Source organism: Rhizobium sp. 01T444 (genome assembly GCF_056398305.1).
Genome location: NZ_JBFTPD010000002.1, coordinates 460,691 through 476,713, shown reverse-complemented (window position 1 = coordinate 476,713; position 16,023 = coordinate 460,691). Strand labels below are relative to the sequence as shown.

Here is a 16,023-nt window from a genome sequence, read left to right as displayed (position 1 = left end):
CCCGGCACGTTTGGACAAATATTATTTTGCGACCACGGCTGAGAGTGAACGTATCCTGCCGGGCACTACCGCACGCGAAGGCCCTCGATTCTGATCTCGCCGTGCGTCAGGCCGCAGTGTTGAGGGTAACCGATTGTTGTTCCATTCGCGCCGGGCGACCGAAATAGTAGCCCTGGGCCTCGTCACAGCCTTCCGACGTCAATAGTTCGAGTTGGCTCAACGTTTCGACCCCTTCAGCAAGCACAGGGATCGACAGGCCGCGTCCCAGCGCCAGGATGGAGCGAATGACCGCCTTTGCTTCCTGACTGGTCTCGACTTCGTTCATGAAGCTGCGATCGAGCTTGATCTTGTCGAAGGGGAACGAGCGAAGGGTCTCGAGCGACGAATAGCCTGTTCCGAAATCGTCGATGGCGATCGCAACGCCCTGCTGCTTGAGCGCACGCATTGCAAGCAGCGCCTTGCTTTTGTCGACGATGATCGATGACTCGGTTATTTCAAGTTCGAGCCGCGATGCTGGCAGGCCCGTTTCCTGGAGGACGGAGCGAACCAGTTCGGCGATGTTTGCATGGGCGATCTGGATGGGCGAAATATTGACGGCGATCTTGATGTCGTCCTTCCAGCTGACCGCTTCCTTGCATGCCTCGCGAAGGACCCATTCTCCGATAGGCATGATTGCACCGCATTCCTCGGCAATCGGAATGAAATCGACGGGCGGAATATTTCCGCGTTCAGGATGGTTCCACCTGAGCAGCACTTCGTAGCCGGTCGTCTTGCCGGTCGCCACCGACTTCTGCACCTGATAGTGAAGGTACATCTGGTCGCGCTCGATCGCGACCCAGAGGTCACGCGCCAGCCTTCTCCTGTCGCGCGACACTTCATCCATGGACTCTTCATAGAAGCAGACATTGCGCCCGACCTCGTGTTTTGCGCGATACATGGCCAGATCTGCGTTTGCGAGAAGCGTTTCGGCGCTTTCGCCGGCGTCGGGGTAAAGTGCGACACCAACGCTTGCGCCGGGGACGATGTGATGCCCCTCGAAATCCATCTTCTCCATGAGCGTGGCTTCCAGCCGCGCAACGAAGTCGTCTAGCTCTGCCCTGTCATTGAAGCGCTTCACGGCCGCGAACTCATCACCGCCAAGCCTAGCGACGAGTTCCTCGTCACGCAGTATCCCGTTCAATCGTGCAGCCAATGTGCTCAACACGAAATCTCCGGCCACATGGCCCATCTGGTCATTGATCTCTTTGAATTTATCCAGATCGATGCCAATCACCGCAACCTTGGTCGACAGCCTTTTGGCAATTGTCAGCTGATGTGAGAGATAGTCATTGAAGGTGGGACGGTTCGGCAGACCGGTCAAAGCATCGTGCTTGGCCATGAACGCGATTTTCTCTTCGCGCGCCAGCCGCTCGGTAATGTCTTCGAATGTCGTAACCCAGCCACCATCCGCGAGAACATTGAACGTCGCAAGAATTGACCGGCCGCTCGTCGTCTGATGCACAAGGGTCTTCTGGCCGGAGCGCATGGTCGCCATATGCCTGCGATAGTGATCGGTCGCCCTCGAATCCGCGGCGTCACAATCGCCTAAAACGATCTGATAGCCGTTGCGAACGATCTCGGAATAGACAAGACCTGGGCGAATGAAATTCTCAGGGAACCCGAAGAGCTGGCTATACCTGGCGTTTGCGAGGATCAGCCGCTCATTGCGGTCAAACATCGAGATGCCCTGGCTCATGTTCTCCAGTGCCAGATCGAGGTTCCTCGATACTTCTTTGATGCGATCCCCGTCGATCTTTGCCTGCGTGATATCGCGGGTAATCTTCACGTATCCGATGAGATCATGGCCATCGTCATACACGGGTTGGATGACGACATGTGCCCAGAACGAGGATCCGTCCTTGCGAAAACGCAGCCCCTCTGCCTCAAATCTGCCGTTGGCGAGAGCGGATTCGAGCGCTCTCTGCGGAAGGCCATTCTGCTGATCCTCTATGGAGTAGAACCGGGCGAAGTTCTGGCCAACGATATCAGCGGCGCTATAACCCTTCGCGCGTTCCGCCCCCGTATTCCAGTTCGTCACGACGCCTGAAGGATCGAGCATGTAGATTGCGTAATCCGTCACGCCCTGCAAAAGCAGCTCAAACTTGGTTTCACTCGCACTCGCCTGCTTGGCCGCCCGAAACGCAATGATCGATGCCGAAATGCCTGAGGCGAGCATTGAGATCGATACGACGAGAATGATCGCCAGAAGGAACGGCTTGGAAAGCGCCTGCGGCTCGATCGCGTTTGCGCCCCCTTCGATAATCGCTAGCGCGCCCATTGCGGTGAAGTGCATCAAGACGATGCCGAGCGACAATGCAGATGCCGCAGCGAGAATGCTCCAGTTCGAACCTTTCCAGTTCTTTGTGAGCGTGAACCCCCAGGTCGCCATGGCAGCCGATACGATCAGCGCAGCAGTAACGAGATGCTGATCCCAACCGATGGTCCCAGGAACCTGCAGACCGGCCATACCGACGAAATGCATGGCTGCAACGCCGACGCCAAAGACAAGGCCTGCAGCAATATTGGCCTGAGAACCCGGAAGCGACACCGCGGCAAGGCCTGCCACAAAGGTAGAGGCAAAAGCCGCACCGAGCGAAATAAGCGTCAGATCGCGATCATAACCGACGACGATGCCCGGATCATAGGCGAGCATAGCGACGAAATGCGTCGACCAGATGCCGAAGCCGCCTGCCGCCCCCGCCACGGAGAGCCAGATCCAGCGTGGCACGCCGTTTGACCTGCCAGCACTTCTCAGGAACAGGATCGTTCCGAGATTGGACACAAGGCATAGTGCGGCGGCCAGAAGAACCAGCGTCAAGTCATGTTGGTATGTCAGGCAGTATACGATCGCAAACATGAGAAAACCCATTCTTTTCAAGCCTGACATCGGTCTTGCCGCGTTAAAGAAGGGATAATCCGGCGTCTTCACAGGTAAAGTGGAACCTTCTGTTCGACTTTGTGATTAACGGCCAAACAACGAAGGCTTATCAGCGGTTTTTGGAATTACTTGCAAAACACCAGGGATTGCATTTCGCGATCTTTTCGGGTGTAGTGCCGATGAGGCGCGATCAGCGGATACGGCCAACGGCATTGGTCCTGTCGACCGAGCCTGTCACCGCTTGCGTTTGCGTGACACTTATATTATAGGCCACGCGTCCGCGTAGACACCCTTGGAGGCAACGCGGATGAGGATGGGCTTGCCCGCCTCCGGTCCGACGGCACAAGGCTTCAAGCTCGCCGCGGGCTCTCCAAATAACCTCGAAAGGACTTGCCATGAGCCACGAAACTTACGAGCTCAAGGCCGAGGCGCGCGAACGGGTTGGTAAGGGGTCCGCCCGTGAACTCCGCCGCAACGGCTTTATTCCCGCTGTCATCTATGGTGACAAGCAGGCCCCAGTTTCTATCGCTATCAACACCAATGAGGTGACGAAGCGCATTCATGCCGGTGGCTTCATGACCACCGTTGCGACCATCGACGTCGACGGCAAGAAGTACAAGGTTCTGCCGAAGGACTACCAGCTCGATCCGGTCCGCGACTTCACGATGCACGTCGATTTCCTGCGCGTATCTGGCAACACCCAGGTTACCGTTGAAATCCCGGTTCACTTCGTCAACGAAGACAAGTCCCCGGGCCTCAAGGTCGGCGGCGTTCTGAACATCGTGCGTCACGAAGTCGAAGTTCACTGCCCGGCTGACGCGATCCCGGAATTCTTCACGGTTGACCTTTCCGGTCACAAGATCGGCGACAGCATTCATATTTCGGAAGTCACCCTGCCGAAGGGTGTGACGCCCGTCATCACCGATCGCGACTTCACCATCGCGACGATCATTGCTCCGGCTGGCGGCATCGACGAAGCTGCTGCCGAAGGCGAAGCACAAGCCTGATCGCTTCTACCAATTTGTAAAGCATAAGGCCCGTTTTCCGTGAGGAAGACGGGCTTTTTCATTGCCGAAAAAGGCTTATTTCAGCAACATTTAACACATTTATGGAAGCATGCTCCGGCTGGTTGCGAAGTCCCCGCCCTGCTGCGTGACCGCAGAATATTCCGACCCCGTGGAGCAAACGGAACCATGAATAATTCCGTTGAGAACAGATTTTTTGCGATTGTTTGCGGCGCGCTGCTTGTTTTTGTAGCTCCCCTCTTTGTTCTTTTTCTTTTCCTTTCCTCTGAGCGTGCCGACAAGGAAATACGCGACCATATTTCCGTTCTTCTTGTGGCGAATGCCCAGGCGCTCGCCAAGCCGCTTTGGGATCTCGATGCCGATAGCGTGACCCAGATCAGCGCGACGGTCGTTTCGCAGGGCGCCATCGTCAAGGTGGAGGTCCGCGACCAGTCCGGCGAGCTCGACGTCAGCCAGTCGACCATTCCGAGGTCCTTCGATGGCAAGCTGGTTCAGGTTTCCCGGGCCATCATCTACAACACCGTCGATGGGCCGAAGAACCTCGGCAGCATTTCCGTCTTCTATCCGGCACTCGGCCTGTTTTCCGGCCTGAAGCAGGAAGAGGTCGTCTTCATTTCGATCTTCATTTTCGCGGTGCTGGCCGTTTTCGCCACCGCACTCATCGGCAACCGCATCTTCGTCATCCAGCCTCTGATGCGACTGACGGCTGCGATCGAGGCGACACGCCAGCTCGGCTCCCGCCACCATGTCGACTGGCAGTCGAACGACGAAATGGGCCGCCTCGCCCAGAGCTTCAACGAAATGCAGACGAAGCTTGAAAACGAGGAAACCGAGCTGAAGCTTGCGCATCGCCGCACCACCGATATCTACAACCTGACGCCCGCCATGCTCTTCTCCCTCGACGAGGAAGACCACATCACCGCCGTCAGCGACTACTGGCTGTTTGCGACCGGCTATCACCGCGCCGCCGTCATCGGCCGGAACTTCTCCGATCTCGTTACCTCCTTCACCCGTGACAAGTTCATCAAGCGCAAGAGCCAGCGTGAGAACGGCACCGGCGACGTCACCGTCAAGTTCATCTGCATGGACGGCCGCATCATGGACGTCCTGATCATGGAATCGGCGCTCACGACTCACGGAGAGGAAGGTCAGTCGCTCTCCGTCATGACCGATGTGACGGAGCTGAAGGCCTCCGAAGACCGCAACCATCGCCAGGCAATCACTGACCATCTGACCGGCCTCCTGAACCGCCAGGGCTTCGAAGCCGTGCTCGACAGCAAGATCGCAGCCGCCGATGCCGCCGATCAGGAACTCGCCTGCCTCTTCGTCGACCTCGACCGCTTCAAGTGGATCAACGACAATATGGGCCACGCCGCCGGTGATGCCGCCCTCATCGAACTCGTGGAGCGGCTGAAGACGCTGCTTGCCCCCTCCGATGAAGCTGCCCGTCTAGGCGGCGATGAATTCGCCATCCTGCTGCCGGCAAAGAATGCAGAAAAACGCGCCCGCGCCATGTGCGACCAGATCGCTTCGATCTTCGAGACGCCCTTCGGCCCGGACATGCATCTCAGCGCCTCTGTTGGCATTGCGATCTATCCTCGCCACGCTGCGACCGCCGCCGAACTGCTGCAGAAATCCGACATGGCCATGTACGCCAAGAAGCGCGATGGCAAGAACGGCGCACAGATCTTCGATAGCGGCATGCTCGATCATGCCCGCCGCCGCGCCGAGATCGAAGCCCATATCGAAGCCGGCCTCGCCGACGACTGGTTCGAGGCCTATCTCCAGCCGATCGTCAACCTGAACGGCCGCGGTATCGCCGGCTTCGAGGCGCTGATGCGCCTCAATCATCCGCAGAAGGGTCTCATGCCACCGGCCGAGATCATCAGCGTGGCCGAAGAGACTGCCAAGATCGTCCGGGTCGGCAATGTCATCATGGAAAAGGCGATCGCCAATCTGGCGAAGATTTCTCGCCTGCCCGGCATGCAGGACACCTATCTCGCGATCAATTTCTCGCCGTTGCAGTTCGAGCCGGCGCTCGCTGCCCGCCTTGCCGCCATCCTCGGCCGCCACGGCATCCTGCCGGATCGTATCGTCGTCGAGATCACGGAGGCTGTGCTGATGCACGACAACCCGCAGATCCGCATGATCGTGACGGAACTCCGCCGTTTCGGCTGCCGCATAGCGCTTGACGATTTCGGCACCGGTTATTCGTCGTTGAGCTATCTCAACCGCTTCCCGGTCGACATCATCAAGATCGACCAGTCCTTCACCCGCGCCATCAATGATGCTGACGATGACGTGCGCCAGAAGAGCCGCATGCTGATCGAAGGCATCACCACGCTGTCGCACAAGATGAACTGCACCGTCATCGCCGAAGGCATCGAGACGGAGGAGGAATGCAGTACGCTGCACCAGATGGGCCTTGATTATGGTCAGGGCTATCTGTTCCACCGTCCGCAGAATGCCGCCAAGCTGATCGAGGAACTAAGCAGCTCGCTGCCGAACGTGGCACGCGCTTCATGAACTGACGAAATATCGGAGGTATCGCGATGAAAAAGCTGCTGCTTCTTGCACTTTTGACCCTGCCCTGTTTTGCCACGTCTGCCTCGGCCGAGACGGTATCCTTCGTGACCGAGGAATACGCCCCCTTCAACTACCGCGACGGAAAAGTCATCAAGGGCGCGACCGTCGAGCAGGTCGAGAAGATCATGGCCGATATCGGCGTCGAGTATACGATCGAGATAATGCCCTGGGCCCGCGCCTTCAGTCTCGCGCGCGCGACACCCATGACCTGCGTATTCGCAACCGCCCACAATGCCGCGCGTGACGGCCTGTTCAAATGGGTCGAGCCGCTGCTCGTTGACCGCAACATCCTGATCACCCGCCAGGGTTCGGGCGTCTCTGCCACCAATCTTGAAGAGGCAAAGAAATACGTCATCGGCACACAGCGCGACGATTACACGGAAGTGACGCTGAAGGAGAAGGGCTTTACCAAGCTCGACGTCGCCAGCGATTTCAACGCAACGCTGCGAAAGCTGCTTGGCGGGCGCATCGACATGATGCCGATCTCCGAACTCTATTTCGACAAGCTGAAGGCCGACCAGCCGCTGGAAATGGTGACGGTACTGTCCTCCCAGCCGATGGGTATTGCCTGCGAGAAGAATTTCCCGGACGATCTTCTGGGCCGCATGCGGGCCTCGCTGGACAAGCTGATCGCCAGCGGCGAACAGAAGCAGATCTTCCTGAAATATGGTCTGCATCTGCTGAAATGATCGGCCGCCTGCCGTTCACGCCCGCCTTTGCCACTTGACTTTGCCGCCATTTCGCGGTGGTGAACGCCAACAGCTCTTGCAAGGAAGACAGGCCATGCTGATCATTGCGGGTCTCGGCAATCCCGGCGCGAAATATGCCGGCAACCGGCACAATATTGGCTTCATGGCGGTGGATGCCATCTACCGCCGCCACAGCTTTTCGCCTTGGTCGAAGAAGTTCAAGGCTGAGATTTCCGAAGGAGAGCTGGCGGGTGAGAAGGTGCTGCTGATCAAGCCGCAGACCTTCATGAATCTGTCAGGCGAAGCAGTCGGCGAAGCCATGCGCTTCTACAAGCTGCAGCCTTCCGATCTCGTGGCGATCTATGACGAGCTCGATCTGCCGGCCGGCAAGGCGCGGCTGAAGACCGGCGGCGGCCATGGAGGCCACAACGGCATCAAGTCGCTCGACGCGCATTGCGGCAAGGAATACCGCCGCCTGCGCCTTGGCATCGGCCATCCCGGCGTCAAGGAACTGGTGCATAACCATGTGCTCGGCGATTTCGCCAAAGTCGACAGCGACTGGCTGGAGCCACTGCTCGACACGCTTGCCGACAATGCCGAGATGCTGGTCCGCAAAGAGGATTCCCAGCTCATGAACAAGATCGCGCTGGCGCTCGGCGGCAAGGCGGAAGAGGAAAAGCCGAAGCCGGAGAAGAAGCCAGCGGGAAAGTCCCATATCCATCAGGCCCGCAATCACGGCCAGCAGAAGCTTCCGGCGACCGGCCCCATGGCCGAGATGCTGAAAAAGATGTTCGGCAACAAAGGCGACTGAACGCAATGACTGTCGGGGACTTCATCATCCGACCTGCGGTCGTCGGCGATCTGCAGAACCTGACCAGCCTTTATCAGCACCTCAGCCCGACCGATCCGGTCCTCGCGCCTGATGTGGCAATGGAGCGTTTCTCCGCCATTCTGGCGCAACCCGGCATGACGGTCTTCATCGGCGTTGCCGGCGAGATTGCTGCTGCGACCGTCACGCTGATCATCGTGCCCAACCTGACGCGCAATGGCGCCTCCTATGCACTGATCGAAAACGTCGTCACCCACGGCGATCACCGCAAGCAAGGTTATGCCGGCAGGCTCATCCAGCATGCGATTGCGCAAGCCTGGAATGCCGCTGCTACAAGGTGATGCTGCTGACCGGATCGAAAAATCCGGCGACACTGCGTTTCTATGAAAACTGCGGTTTCATTCGAGACAAGACCGGCTACCAGATCCGCCGGCCGTCTTGAGACGCCTGTCCTATTTCTCAGGCCCCTATTCCTCAGGCTCCGTGGTGAACATCAGCGGAAAGTCCATCTCCTTGGCAAGGTCGATGGCCTCCTTGGCTTTTGTCTCCGCTATGTCCTTGGTGCAGACAACCACCACGCACGAGCCGAGCTTGTGCGCCGTCATCATCACACGGTAGCCGGTATCCTCGCTCATGCGGAAGACGATCCTCAGCACCATGATGACAAACTCGCGCGGCGTATAATCGTCATTGACGAGAATGACTTTGTAAAGCTTCGGCTTGTCCAGCTTGAGCTTCGTTCTGGTTTTGGGTTTCAAGGCAATATCGTTGTCAACCATCGGAAATCCGCCCTTGATGACATGGGAAGGGGGTTCGATCTAACTAAACTATTTCGATTGCAGAATTTCGACACTCGGTGTCGGCAAAAATCCCGCCATAACAAGAATAAGGCCACCAGACCCTGTCGGCAAGGGAGCCGCGAGAAAAGCTCTCTAAGACTTGACCGCTCCCCTCCTTTATCCCATAGGCACGGCCAAGGAATTCTAGAGAACAGCAGGTTTCAGCCATGGGCTTCAAATGCGGTATCGTCGGCCTGCCGAATGTCGGCAAATCGACCCTCTTCAATGCGCTCACCAAGACGGCGGCAGCACAGGCGGCGAACTATCCTTTCTGCACGATCGAACCGAATACCGGCGAAGTGGCCGTTCCCGACGCACGCATGCAGAAGCTTGCCACTATCGCCAAGTCGAAGGAAATCATCCCGACCCGGATCAACTTCGTCGATATTGCCGGCCTCGTGCGCGGCGCCTCGAAGGGTGAAGGTCTCGGCAACCAGTTCCTTGCCAATATCCGCGAAGTCGATGCCATCGTGCATGTGCTCCGCTGCTTCGAAGACGGCGACATCACCCACGTGGAAGGCCGCATCGACCCGGTTGCCGACGCCGATACGATCGAAACCGAACTGATGCTCGCCGACCTCGATAGCCTCGAGCGCCGCACCGAGCAGACGCGCAAGCGCGCCACTGGCAAGGACAAGGATTCCATGGCAATGCTGCCGATCATGGAAGCCTCGCTGGCGCTGCTGCAGGACGGCAAGCCAGTCCGCACGCTGCTTTCGAAGCTCGATGCCGAAGAGACCAACATCCTGAAAGGCCTCAACCTTCTGACATCGCACCCGGTTCTCTACGTCTGCAACGTCGCCGAAGGCGATGCCTCGACCGGCAACAAATATACCGAGGCCGTCGCTGCGATGGCCAAGGCTCAGGGTGCCGAAACCGTCACCATCTCGGCGGCGATCGAATCCGAAGTCGCCCAGCTTCCGGACGAAGAGGCCAAGGAATTCCTCTCGGCCCTCGGTCTTGACGAAGCGGGCCTCGACCGCCTGATCCGCGCCGGTTACAAGCTGCTCCATCTCATCACCTATTTCACGGTCGGCCCGAAGGAAACGCGGGCCTGGACGATCGAGCGTGGCACCAAGGCGCCGCAGGCGGCCGGCGTCATCCACTCGGATTTCGAACGCGGCTTCATCCGCGCCAACACCATCGCCTATGACGACTACATCCAGTTCGGCGGCGAAGTCGGCGCCAAGGAAGCCGGCAAGGCGCGCGACGAAGGCAAGGAATATGTTGTCCAGGACGGCGACGTCATCCACTTCCGCTTCAACACCTGATTGACCAAAGCATGTCGCGCAAAGCCGTTCAGCAGTTTTGCGACAACGACGTACGGAAAAACAAGACCTGAAGCGTGGGAAGCGGATCTGAAAGATCGTGACACGCTTTTAGCTGCCGCTCAGCCGGGCGGCAGCCTTTCCACTACGCCTGCGGGCAAGGCGCGCAGCACGATGCGCCGAAGCGGCATCCAGCCCGTACCGATGACGAGCACGATCACGCCGACGACAACAAGCGTTCCGAAGATGTAGGTATCGACGGTCGCACTCCCCTGCTGGAATATCCCATAGATCGCCAGTCCCAGTGTCAGCAGGCCGGACGTCACGAAAGCGCGCCGGTCAATGATCAGGCCAATCAGCATCAGCAGCGCGACGATCACGACGACAACAGGCGTCTTGAAGGAGTTGGCGTCCATGATATCCAGCCAGCCGCCGTCTAGTGAAAGCAATATCCGGATGCTGTAAAGCAGGGCCGGCGCGGCGACGAGATGAAGCCAGAAGGCGACATCCGATCGCGTTGTGCGGCGGAACCTGTCGCTGAGATCGAAGCCCAGTGCGGCGACGAACAAGCCGACGGCGCAGGCAAACAGGATGACCGACACGAGAGTCGGATGGTTGAGGATGAAGGCATCGTCGCCGCTCCCCCATTGCAGCAGGCGGAAGACAAGCGCGAGCACGAGGGCCAGCCCCGAGAAGATGGAGAGTGCAAGCGCAAGCGGCACACGGTAGCGCAGATAGAAAAGCCCCATGATGACGGGGAAGGCGACGATGAACCTATCGATACCATCGCCGGTCAGCCACAGATCGGCATTGGAGGGATAGACCGACAGCATCATCCGGAAGGTCCAGGAAAAAACCGCCAGCGTCAGCACGACAGCCGGCAGCGCGAGGCGCTGGCGCTTCACGAGGATTTCCGCCAGCACCAGGATCGCAGGCAGCACCGCATAGAGCGAAGCAAGCCCCCAGAGGCCCGCGAGTGCGATGAGAATGCCGATTGTGATCAGTACATCGTGGAAGCCGCGCACGAAGCGCGGTGTCTCGGTATCAGACCAGGCAGGCTCTTCAGGCCCGCTCGCACGTGCCTCGACGATCACGCCACGCGCTGCAAGGAACGGTGCCAGCTGCTCGCCGGCCTCGGCGGTGATCAACCCCTCCCGCGCCGCCTCATCGAGTATCGACCTTAGTTCTGCCATTCTGGTTCGCCCCCCAGGGAATCATTGAGCCCGCGCGGATGCTATTGTAAGCAATGAGGCCTGCCTATGATGAGAGACCCTGATGCCTGCAGAAAAGCTTGCCTATGAGGATTTCCAGCCCGGCCGGCGCTTCCCGCTCGGCCCGAAGCCGGTAACGGCACCCGAAATCATCGAATTCGCAGCGGAGTTCGACCCGCAACCGATGCATCTGGACGAAGCGGCAGGCCGCGCCAGCATCCTCGGCGGCCTTGCTGCCTCCGGCTGGCACACTTCGGCGATGTTCATGCGCATGATGGCCGACAGTTTCGTGCTGAACTCGCTTTGCGAAGGTGCACCAGGCGTCGATTTCATGGAGTGGCGCAAACCGGTGCTGGCAGGCGACACTCTCTCCGGCCATTCGACGGTGCTGGAGGCGCGTCCGATGCGCTCGCGTCCAGGCCTCGGCATCGTCAAATTCCGCCACGAGGTGGAAAACCAGCGCGGCGAATTGGTCTGCCTGTCGGAGAATTCCGTCATCTTTGGCATGCGTGGTAACCCGGAGGCCGACGTATGAGAATGACCGAACTTTACGCCGCCCGCGACAAGATTGAGATCGGCACCTACGTCTTTACCGAGGAAAATATCCTCCGCTTCGCACGGAAATACGATCCGCAGCGTTTCCATACCGACGGGCAAGCCGCGAAAGACACCATGTTCGGCGCGCTCTGCGCCTCCGGCTGGCACACGACGGCCGCCTGGATGCAATGCTTCCTCAAATACTGGATAGCGGAGATTGGCCGGCTGAAGAAGGAGGGCCTGAAGCCACCGAACCTCGGCCCCTCACCCGGCTTCCAGAAGCTGCAATGGCTGAAGCCGGTTTTTGTCGATGAGACGGTTAGCTACTCCGTGACCTTTCTCTCGGGCCGGCCGCTTGCATCGCGGCCAGGCTGGCATCTCAACACCATTCTTTGTGAAGGCGTCAATCAGGACAGTATTCCCGTCATCCGCTTCGAAAGCAGCGTGCTGGAATTTGAATGATCCGGCTGGAGCAATTTCAGCAGAGCTTGCAACGGCTCTACTGAAATTGAGATGCTCAATGACCGGCAAACTCTACGAGCGTGTGAACATCGACACCGAGGTCTTCGAGCTTCTTGCGGCCGCCGAGATCCGGCAAGTCGATGACGAAGCAGGCACCGACCACTTCCGCGCCGATCTGGCGAAGAAGCTGTGTCGCGCCCACAGCAGTGCCGCCCGTGGCGATCAGATCGTCAACGAGGATCACCTTCTCGCCCGGCTGGACGGCATCGCGGTGCATTTCCATCTCGTCCACGCCATATTCCAGGCTATAGGCGATGCGCACCGTGTCATGCGGCAGCTTTCCCTTCTTGCGGATCGGCACGAAGCCCGAGGACAGTTGATGCGCAACCGCGCCGCCGAGGATGAAGCCCCGCGCTTCCATGCCGGCGATCTTGTCGATCTTCAGACCGGCATAGGGCTGCACGAGCTCATCGACCGCCCGGCGAAAGGCACGCGGATTGCCGAGCAGCGTGGTGATGTCGCGAAAGATGATGCCGGGCTTGGGGTAATCCGGAATGGAGCGGATGCTGGCCGCAAGCTCCGAAAGCGTATTGTTCATCGATAATCCGTATCTGCGAGGGGCAYRAAGCGCCCGCACACTATCAACTGCGYCGGATCAAACCAAATAAAAAAGGCGGCTRWAAAGCCGCCTTTTCCTYGGGACTAAGGGTCCGCTTAGTGATCGGTCCGGGAATAGATCGACCGCTTGGTCAGGTAGATCAGCACGGTGAAGATCAGCAGGAAGATCATGACCATGAAGCCGGTGCGCTTGCGTTCTTCGAGGTGCGGCTCGGACGCCCACATCAGGAACGACGAGACATCCTTGGAATACTGATCGACCGTCTGCGGCGAACCATCGTCATAGGTGACCTGGTCGTCGGAGAGCGGCTTCGGCATGGCGAGCACGTCAGCGGCATGGAAATACGGATTGTAATGCGAGCCCTGCGCCACCTTGACGCCCGCCGGCGGCTCTTCGTAGCCGGTCAGCAGCGCGTGAATGTAGTCGGGGCCGCTTTCCTGATACTGCGTGAAGATGTCGAAGACGAACTGCGGGAAGCCGCGCTCGACTTCGCGCGCCTTGGCGAGCAGCGACATGTCAGGCGGAGCCGCACCGTTGTTAGCGGCAGCAGCCGCTTCCACATTCGGATAGGGCGACGGGAAGTGGTCAGACGGAACCGCCTTGCGGGTGAACATTTCACCGCTGGCATCCGGGCCGTCCTGGACTTCGTAATTGGCCGCGAAGGTCTTCACCTGCGCATCCGAATAGCCGAGCTCGCTCAGCATGCGGAAGGGTACGAGGTTCATCGAGTGGCAGGCGGAACAGACTTCCGTGTAGACCTTCAAGCCACGCTGGAGCTGGCCCTTGTCGTAGTGACCGAACGGACCCGCGAAGGTCCAGTCGATTTCCTTGGGCTCCTTCAGCGGATAATGCGGCGTAGCGCTTTCCTCGTGATGAGCGGCCGGAGCCGCTGCTTCCTGAGCAAAAGCCACACCGGCAACACCGGCTGTGACCGCGAGCGACAGAATGCTTGCAACAAGCTTTTTCATGTTTCTATTCCTTCCCGTCGCTCGCTCAGGCCTTGGCCGCAGCAATCTTGTTGCGCTTTTCGAGCACCGCTTCAGTGATCGAGTTCGGAATACGGCGCGGTGTTTCCACCAGACCGAGAACCGGCATCGCGACCAGGAAGAAGGCGAAGTAGAGGAGTGTGCAGACCTGCGAGATCGTCGTGTACAGGCCTTCTGCAGGCTGTGAGCCAAGCCAGCCGAGGATGATCGCGTTGATCACGAACAGCCAGTAGAACAGCTTGAACCACGGACGATAAACCGCCGAGCGCACCTTCGAAGTGTCGAGCCAGGGCAGGAAGAACAGCACGAGGATCGCGCCGAACATGACGAGGACGCCGCCGAGCTTGGAGTCGATCGGACCGACGTTGAAGGTGATCGAACGCAGCATGGCGTAGAACGGTAGGAAGTACCATTCCGGAACGATGTGGGCCGGGGTCTTCAGCGGGTCGGCCGGAATGTAGTTGTCGGCATGGCCGAGATAGTTCGGCAGGTAGAAGACGAAGTAGGCATAGACGATCAGGAAGACCGAGACGCCGAGCGCATCCTTGAGCGTTGCGTAAGGCGTGAAACGAACCGTGTCCGTCTTGGTCTTGACCTCAACGCCCGTCGGGTTCGTCTGGCCGACCACATGCAGAGCCCAGATGTGCAGGACAACGACGCCGGCGATCATGAAGGGCAGCAGGTAGTGCAGCGAGAAGAAACGGTTCAGCGTCGGCTGGTCGACGGCGAAGCCGCCGAGAAGGAACTGCTGAACCCATTCGCCGACCAGCGGAAAGGCCGAGAAGAAGCCGGTGATAACAGTCGCGCCCCAGAAGGACATCTGGCCCCAGGGTAGAACGTAGCCCATGAAGCCGGTTGCCATCATCAGCAGGTAGATGACGACGCCGAGGATCCAGAGGATTTCGCGCGGCGCCTTGTAGGAGCCGTAGTAGAGGCCGCGGGCGATGTGCAGGTAGACGGCGACGAAGAAGAACGAAGCGCCGTTGGCATGCATGTAGCGCAGCAGCCAGCCGTGGTTGACGTCACGCATGATCTTTTCAACGGAGTTGAAGGCGATCGTCGTGTCGGCGGCATAGTGCATGGCGAGCGTGACGCCCGTCAGGATCTGTACGATCAGCATGACGGCGAGCATGGCGCCGAAAGTGTAAGCGTAGTTCAGGTTCCGCGGAACCGGATAGGCAATGAAGCTGTCATAGACCATGCGCGGCAGCGGAAGGCGCGCATCGACCCACTTTTCCAGGCCGGTTGATGGTTCGTAGCTGGAATGGCCACTCATTAATCAGTCTCCCCTCAACCGATCTTGATCTTCGTGTCGGACAAAAACGAAAAGGTCGGAATCGCCAGGTTCTGCGGCGCCGGACCTTTGCGGATGCGGCCGGCCGTGTCGTAGACCGAGCCATGGCAGGGACAGAACCAACCATTGTATTCACCGGCCTGACCGAGCGGAACGCAGCCGAGATGGGTGCAGGTGCCGATCATGACGATCCAGTTTTCCTTATCCTTGCCGCCCGAGCGGTCGGCGCCCGTTGCCGGAGCGTCGGGAGGAAGGTTTGCGTTGCGAGCGATCGGGTCCTTGAGATCCGACAGCTGGACGTCAGCGGCGGCCTTGACTTCTTCCGGCGTGCGGTTGCGGATGAAGATCGGCTTGCCGCGCCACTTGACCGTCAGCGACATGCCGGGCGTAAGGCTTGCGACATCGACTTCGATGGAAGCCAATGCCAGCGTCGACGCATCCGGGCGCATCTGGTCGATGAACGGCCATGCAACCGCAACGGCACCGACCGCACCAGCCATGCCAGTGGTGAGATAAAGGAAATCACGGCGAGTGGGCTCTGAAGCCTCGCTTGTCGTTACGTGTTCGCTCACGGCTTAACCATCCTCTGCGCAATTGTCGCGGAATTCCGCCCTGCCCCTCCAGAGGCGGCGAATCTATCAGAACAAATTTCGGCCATAGATTCCCCACCAATCCGGCGCGTTCTATGCTTGATCGCAAATTATGTCCACCCTTGACAAGGGGATGGGGGCACAATGTCGCGGGAAATTTCAGTGAATTTT

The 16,023-nt window shown here is 58.9% G+C and carries 14 protein-coding genes and 1 pseudogene; 8 read left to right on the top strand and 7 right to left on the bottom strand.

The genetic code is table 11. The features are described 5' to 3' along the window. Window positions 1-106 precede the first annotated feature (106 nt). Window positions 107-2,896 carry a bifunctional diguanylate cyclase/phosphodiesterase gene (locus AC1DTN_RS05070; protein ID WP_442206979.1) on the bottom strand — a complete coding sequence of 930 codons (2,790 nt, stop codon included), beginning with the start codon at window positions 2,894-2,896 and terminating at the stop codon, window positions 107-109. Window positions 2,897-3,312: 416 nt separating this feature from the next. On the opposite strand from AC1DTN_RS05070, the gene AC1DTN_RS05065 reads away from it, so the two are divergent. From AC1DTN_RS05065 to AC1DTN_RS05045, 5 genes and pseudogenes are all read left to right on the top strand, one after another. Next, window positions 3,313-3,924: a 50S ribosomal protein L25/general stress protein Ctc gene (locus tag AC1DTN_RS05065; protein ID WP_442206980.1), complete on the top strand. Its 612-nt coding sequence runs from the start codon at window positions 3,313-3,315 to the stop codon at window positions 3,922-3,924. A gap of 186 nt (window positions 3,925-4,110) precedes the next feature. Next, a complete protein-coding gene (locus AC1DTN_RS05060) occupies window positions 4,111-6,468 on the top strand; it encodes an EAL domain-containing protein (protein WP_442206981.1) in 2,358 nt (785 codons plus the stop codon). A 26-nt stretch (window positions 6,469-6,494) separates the two neighbouring features. Continuing rightward, window positions 6,495-7,217, top strand: coding sequence for a substrate-binding periplasmic protein (locus AC1DTN_RS05055; protein WP_442206982.1), 723 nt, complete (start codon window positions 6,495-6,497; stop codon window positions 7,215-7,217). Window positions 7,218-7,311: 94 nt separating this feature from the next. After that, window positions 7,312-8,028, top strand: coding sequence for an aminoacyl-tRNA hydrolase (gene pth / locus AC1DTN_RS05050; RefSeq protein WP_442206983.1), 717 nt, complete (start codon window positions 7,312-7,314; stop codon window positions 8,026-8,028). 5 nt (window positions 8,029-8,033) lie between these two features. Then, a pseudogene (locus AC1DTN_RS05045) lies at window positions 8,034-8,488 on the top strand (N-acetyltransferase family protein). 25 nt (window positions 8,489-8,513) lie between these two features. Here the strand turns inward: AC1DTN_RS05045 and clpS are convergent. After that, window positions 8,514-8,825 carry an ATP-dependent Clp protease adapter ClpS gene (clpS, locus tag AC1DTN_RS05040; RefSeq protein ID WP_442206984.1) on the bottom strand — a complete coding sequence of 104 codons (312 nt, stop codon included), beginning with the start codon at window positions 8,823-8,825 and terminating at the stop codon, window positions 8,514-8,516. Window positions 8,826-9,052: 227 nt separating this feature from the next. Here clpS and ychF point away from each other — a divergent pair, with 227 nt between their 5' ends. Further along, window positions 9,053-10,156, top strand: coding sequence for a redox-regulated ATPase YchF (gene ychF / locus AC1DTN_RS05035; RefSeq protein WP_442206985.1), 1,104 nt, complete (start codon window positions 9,053-9,055; stop codon window positions 10,154-10,156). A gap of 119 nt (window positions 10,157-10,275) precedes the next feature. On the opposite strand, the gene AC1DTN_RS05030 is transcribed toward ychF, so the two are convergent. Next, window positions 10,276-11,346, bottom strand: coding sequence for a hypothetical protein (locus AC1DTN_RS05030; RefSeq protein WP_442206986.1), 1,071 nt, complete (start codon window positions 11,344-11,346; stop codon window positions 10,276-10,278). A gap of 82 nt (window positions 11,347-11,428) precedes the next feature. On the opposite strand from AC1DTN_RS05030, the gene AC1DTN_RS05025 reads away from it, so the two are divergent. Together AC1DTN_RS05025 and AC1DTN_RS05020 are read left to right on the top strand one after the other, a co-directional pair. After that, window positions 11,429-11,899: a MaoC family dehydratase gene (locus AC1DTN_RS05025; protein WP_113322017.1), complete on the top strand. Its 471-nt coding sequence runs from the start codon at window positions 11,429-11,431 to the stop codon at window positions 11,897-11,899. Then, entirely contained in the window at window positions 11,896-12,363 is a 468-nt protein-coding gene (locus AC1DTN_RS05020) for a MaoC/PaaZ C-terminal domain-containing protein (protein ID WP_442206987.1), read from the top strand. Before AC1DTN_RS05025 ends, AC1DTN_RS05020 begins: the two co-directional genes overlap by 4 nt. 55 nt (window positions 12,364-12,418) lie before the next feature. On the opposite strand, the gene AC1DTN_RS05015 is transcribed toward AC1DTN_RS05020, so the two are convergent. The 4 genes from AC1DTN_RS05015 to petA form a co-directional block, all read right to left on the bottom strand. Further along, a complete protein-coding gene (locus AC1DTN_RS05015; RefSeq protein ID WP_310386951.1) occupies window positions 12,419-12,961 on the bottom strand; it encodes an adenine phosphoribosyltransferase in 543 nt (180 codons plus the stop codon). Window positions 12,962-13,077: 116 nt separating this feature from the next. Then, complete coding sequence (locus AC1DTN_RS05010) at window positions 13,078-13,950, bottom strand: cytochrome c1 (RefSeq protein ID WP_113322015.1); 873 nt, start codon at window positions 13,948-13,950, stop codon at window positions 13,078-13,080. A gap of 25 nt (window positions 13,951-13,975) precedes the next feature. Continuing rightward, on the bottom strand, window positions 13,976-15,244 hold the full coding sequence (locus AC1DTN_RS05005; protein ID WP_310386948.1) for a cytochrome b: 1,269 nt from the start codon (window positions 15,242-15,244) through the stop codon (window positions 13,976-13,978). A 14-nt stretch (window positions 15,245-15,258) separates the two neighbouring features. Further along, window positions 15,259-15,834: a ubiquinol-cytochrome c reductase iron-sulfur subunit gene (gene petA / locus AC1DTN_RS05000; RefSeq protein ID WP_310386946.1), complete on the bottom strand. Its 576-nt coding sequence runs from the start codon at window positions 15,832-15,834 to the stop codon at window positions 15,259-15,261. Window positions 15,835-16,023 lie beyond the last annotated feature (189 nt).

Excerpts from the sequence above, each read along its gene's own strand:
- AC1DTN_RS05070 (WP_442206979.1), bottom strand. The coding sequence starts at position 2,896 with ATGTTTGCGATCGTATACTGCCTGACATACCAACATGACTTGACGCTG.
- AC1DTN_RS05065 (WP_442206980.1), top strand. The coding sequence starts at position 3,313 with ATGAGCCACGAAACTTACGAGCTCAAGGCCGAGGCGCGCGAACGGGTT.
- AC1DTN_RS05060 (WP_442206981.1), top strand. The coding sequence starts at position 4,111 with ATGAATAATTCCGTTGAGAACAGATTTTTTGCGATTGTTTGCGGCGCG.
- AC1DTN_RS05055 (WP_442206982.1), top strand. The coding sequence starts at position 6,495 with ATGAAAAAGCTGCTGCTTCTTGCACTTTTGACCCTGCCCTGTTTTGCC.
- pth (WP_442206983.1), top strand. The coding sequence starts at position 7,312 with ATGCTGATCATTGCGGGTCTCGGCAATCCCGGCGCGAAATATGCCGGC.
- clpS (WP_442206984.1), bottom strand. The coding sequence starts at position 8,825 with ATGGTTGACAACGATATTGCCTTGAAACCCAAAACCAGAACGAAGCTC.
- ychF (WP_442206985.1), top strand. The coding sequence starts at position 9,053 with ATGGGCTTCAAATGCGGTATCGTCGGCCTGCCGAATGTCGGCAAATCG.
- AC1DTN_RS05030 (WP_442206986.1), bottom strand. The coding sequence starts at position 11,346 with ATGGCAGAACTAAGGTCGATACTCGATGAGGCGGCGCGGGAGGGGTTG.
- AC1DTN_RS05025 (WP_113322017.1), top strand. The coding sequence starts at position 11,429 with ATGCCTGCAGAAAAGCTTGCCTATGAGGATTTCCAGCCCGGCCGGCGC.
- AC1DTN_RS05020 (WP_442206987.1), top strand. The coding sequence starts at position 11,896 with ATGAGAATGACCGAACTTTACGCCGCCCGCGACAAGATTGAGATCGGC.
- AC1DTN_RS05015 (WP_310386951.1), bottom strand. The coding sequence starts at position 12,961 with ATGAACAATACGCTTTCGGAGCTTGCGGCCAGCATCCGCTCCATTCCG.
- AC1DTN_RS05010 (WP_113322015.1), bottom strand. The coding sequence starts at position 13,950 with ATGAAAAAGCTTGTTGCAAGCATTCTGTCGCTCGCGGTCACAGCCGGT.
- AC1DTN_RS05005 (WP_310386948.1), bottom strand. The coding sequence starts at position 15,244 with ATGAGTGGCCATTCCAGCTACGAACCATCAACCGGCCTGGAAAAGTGG.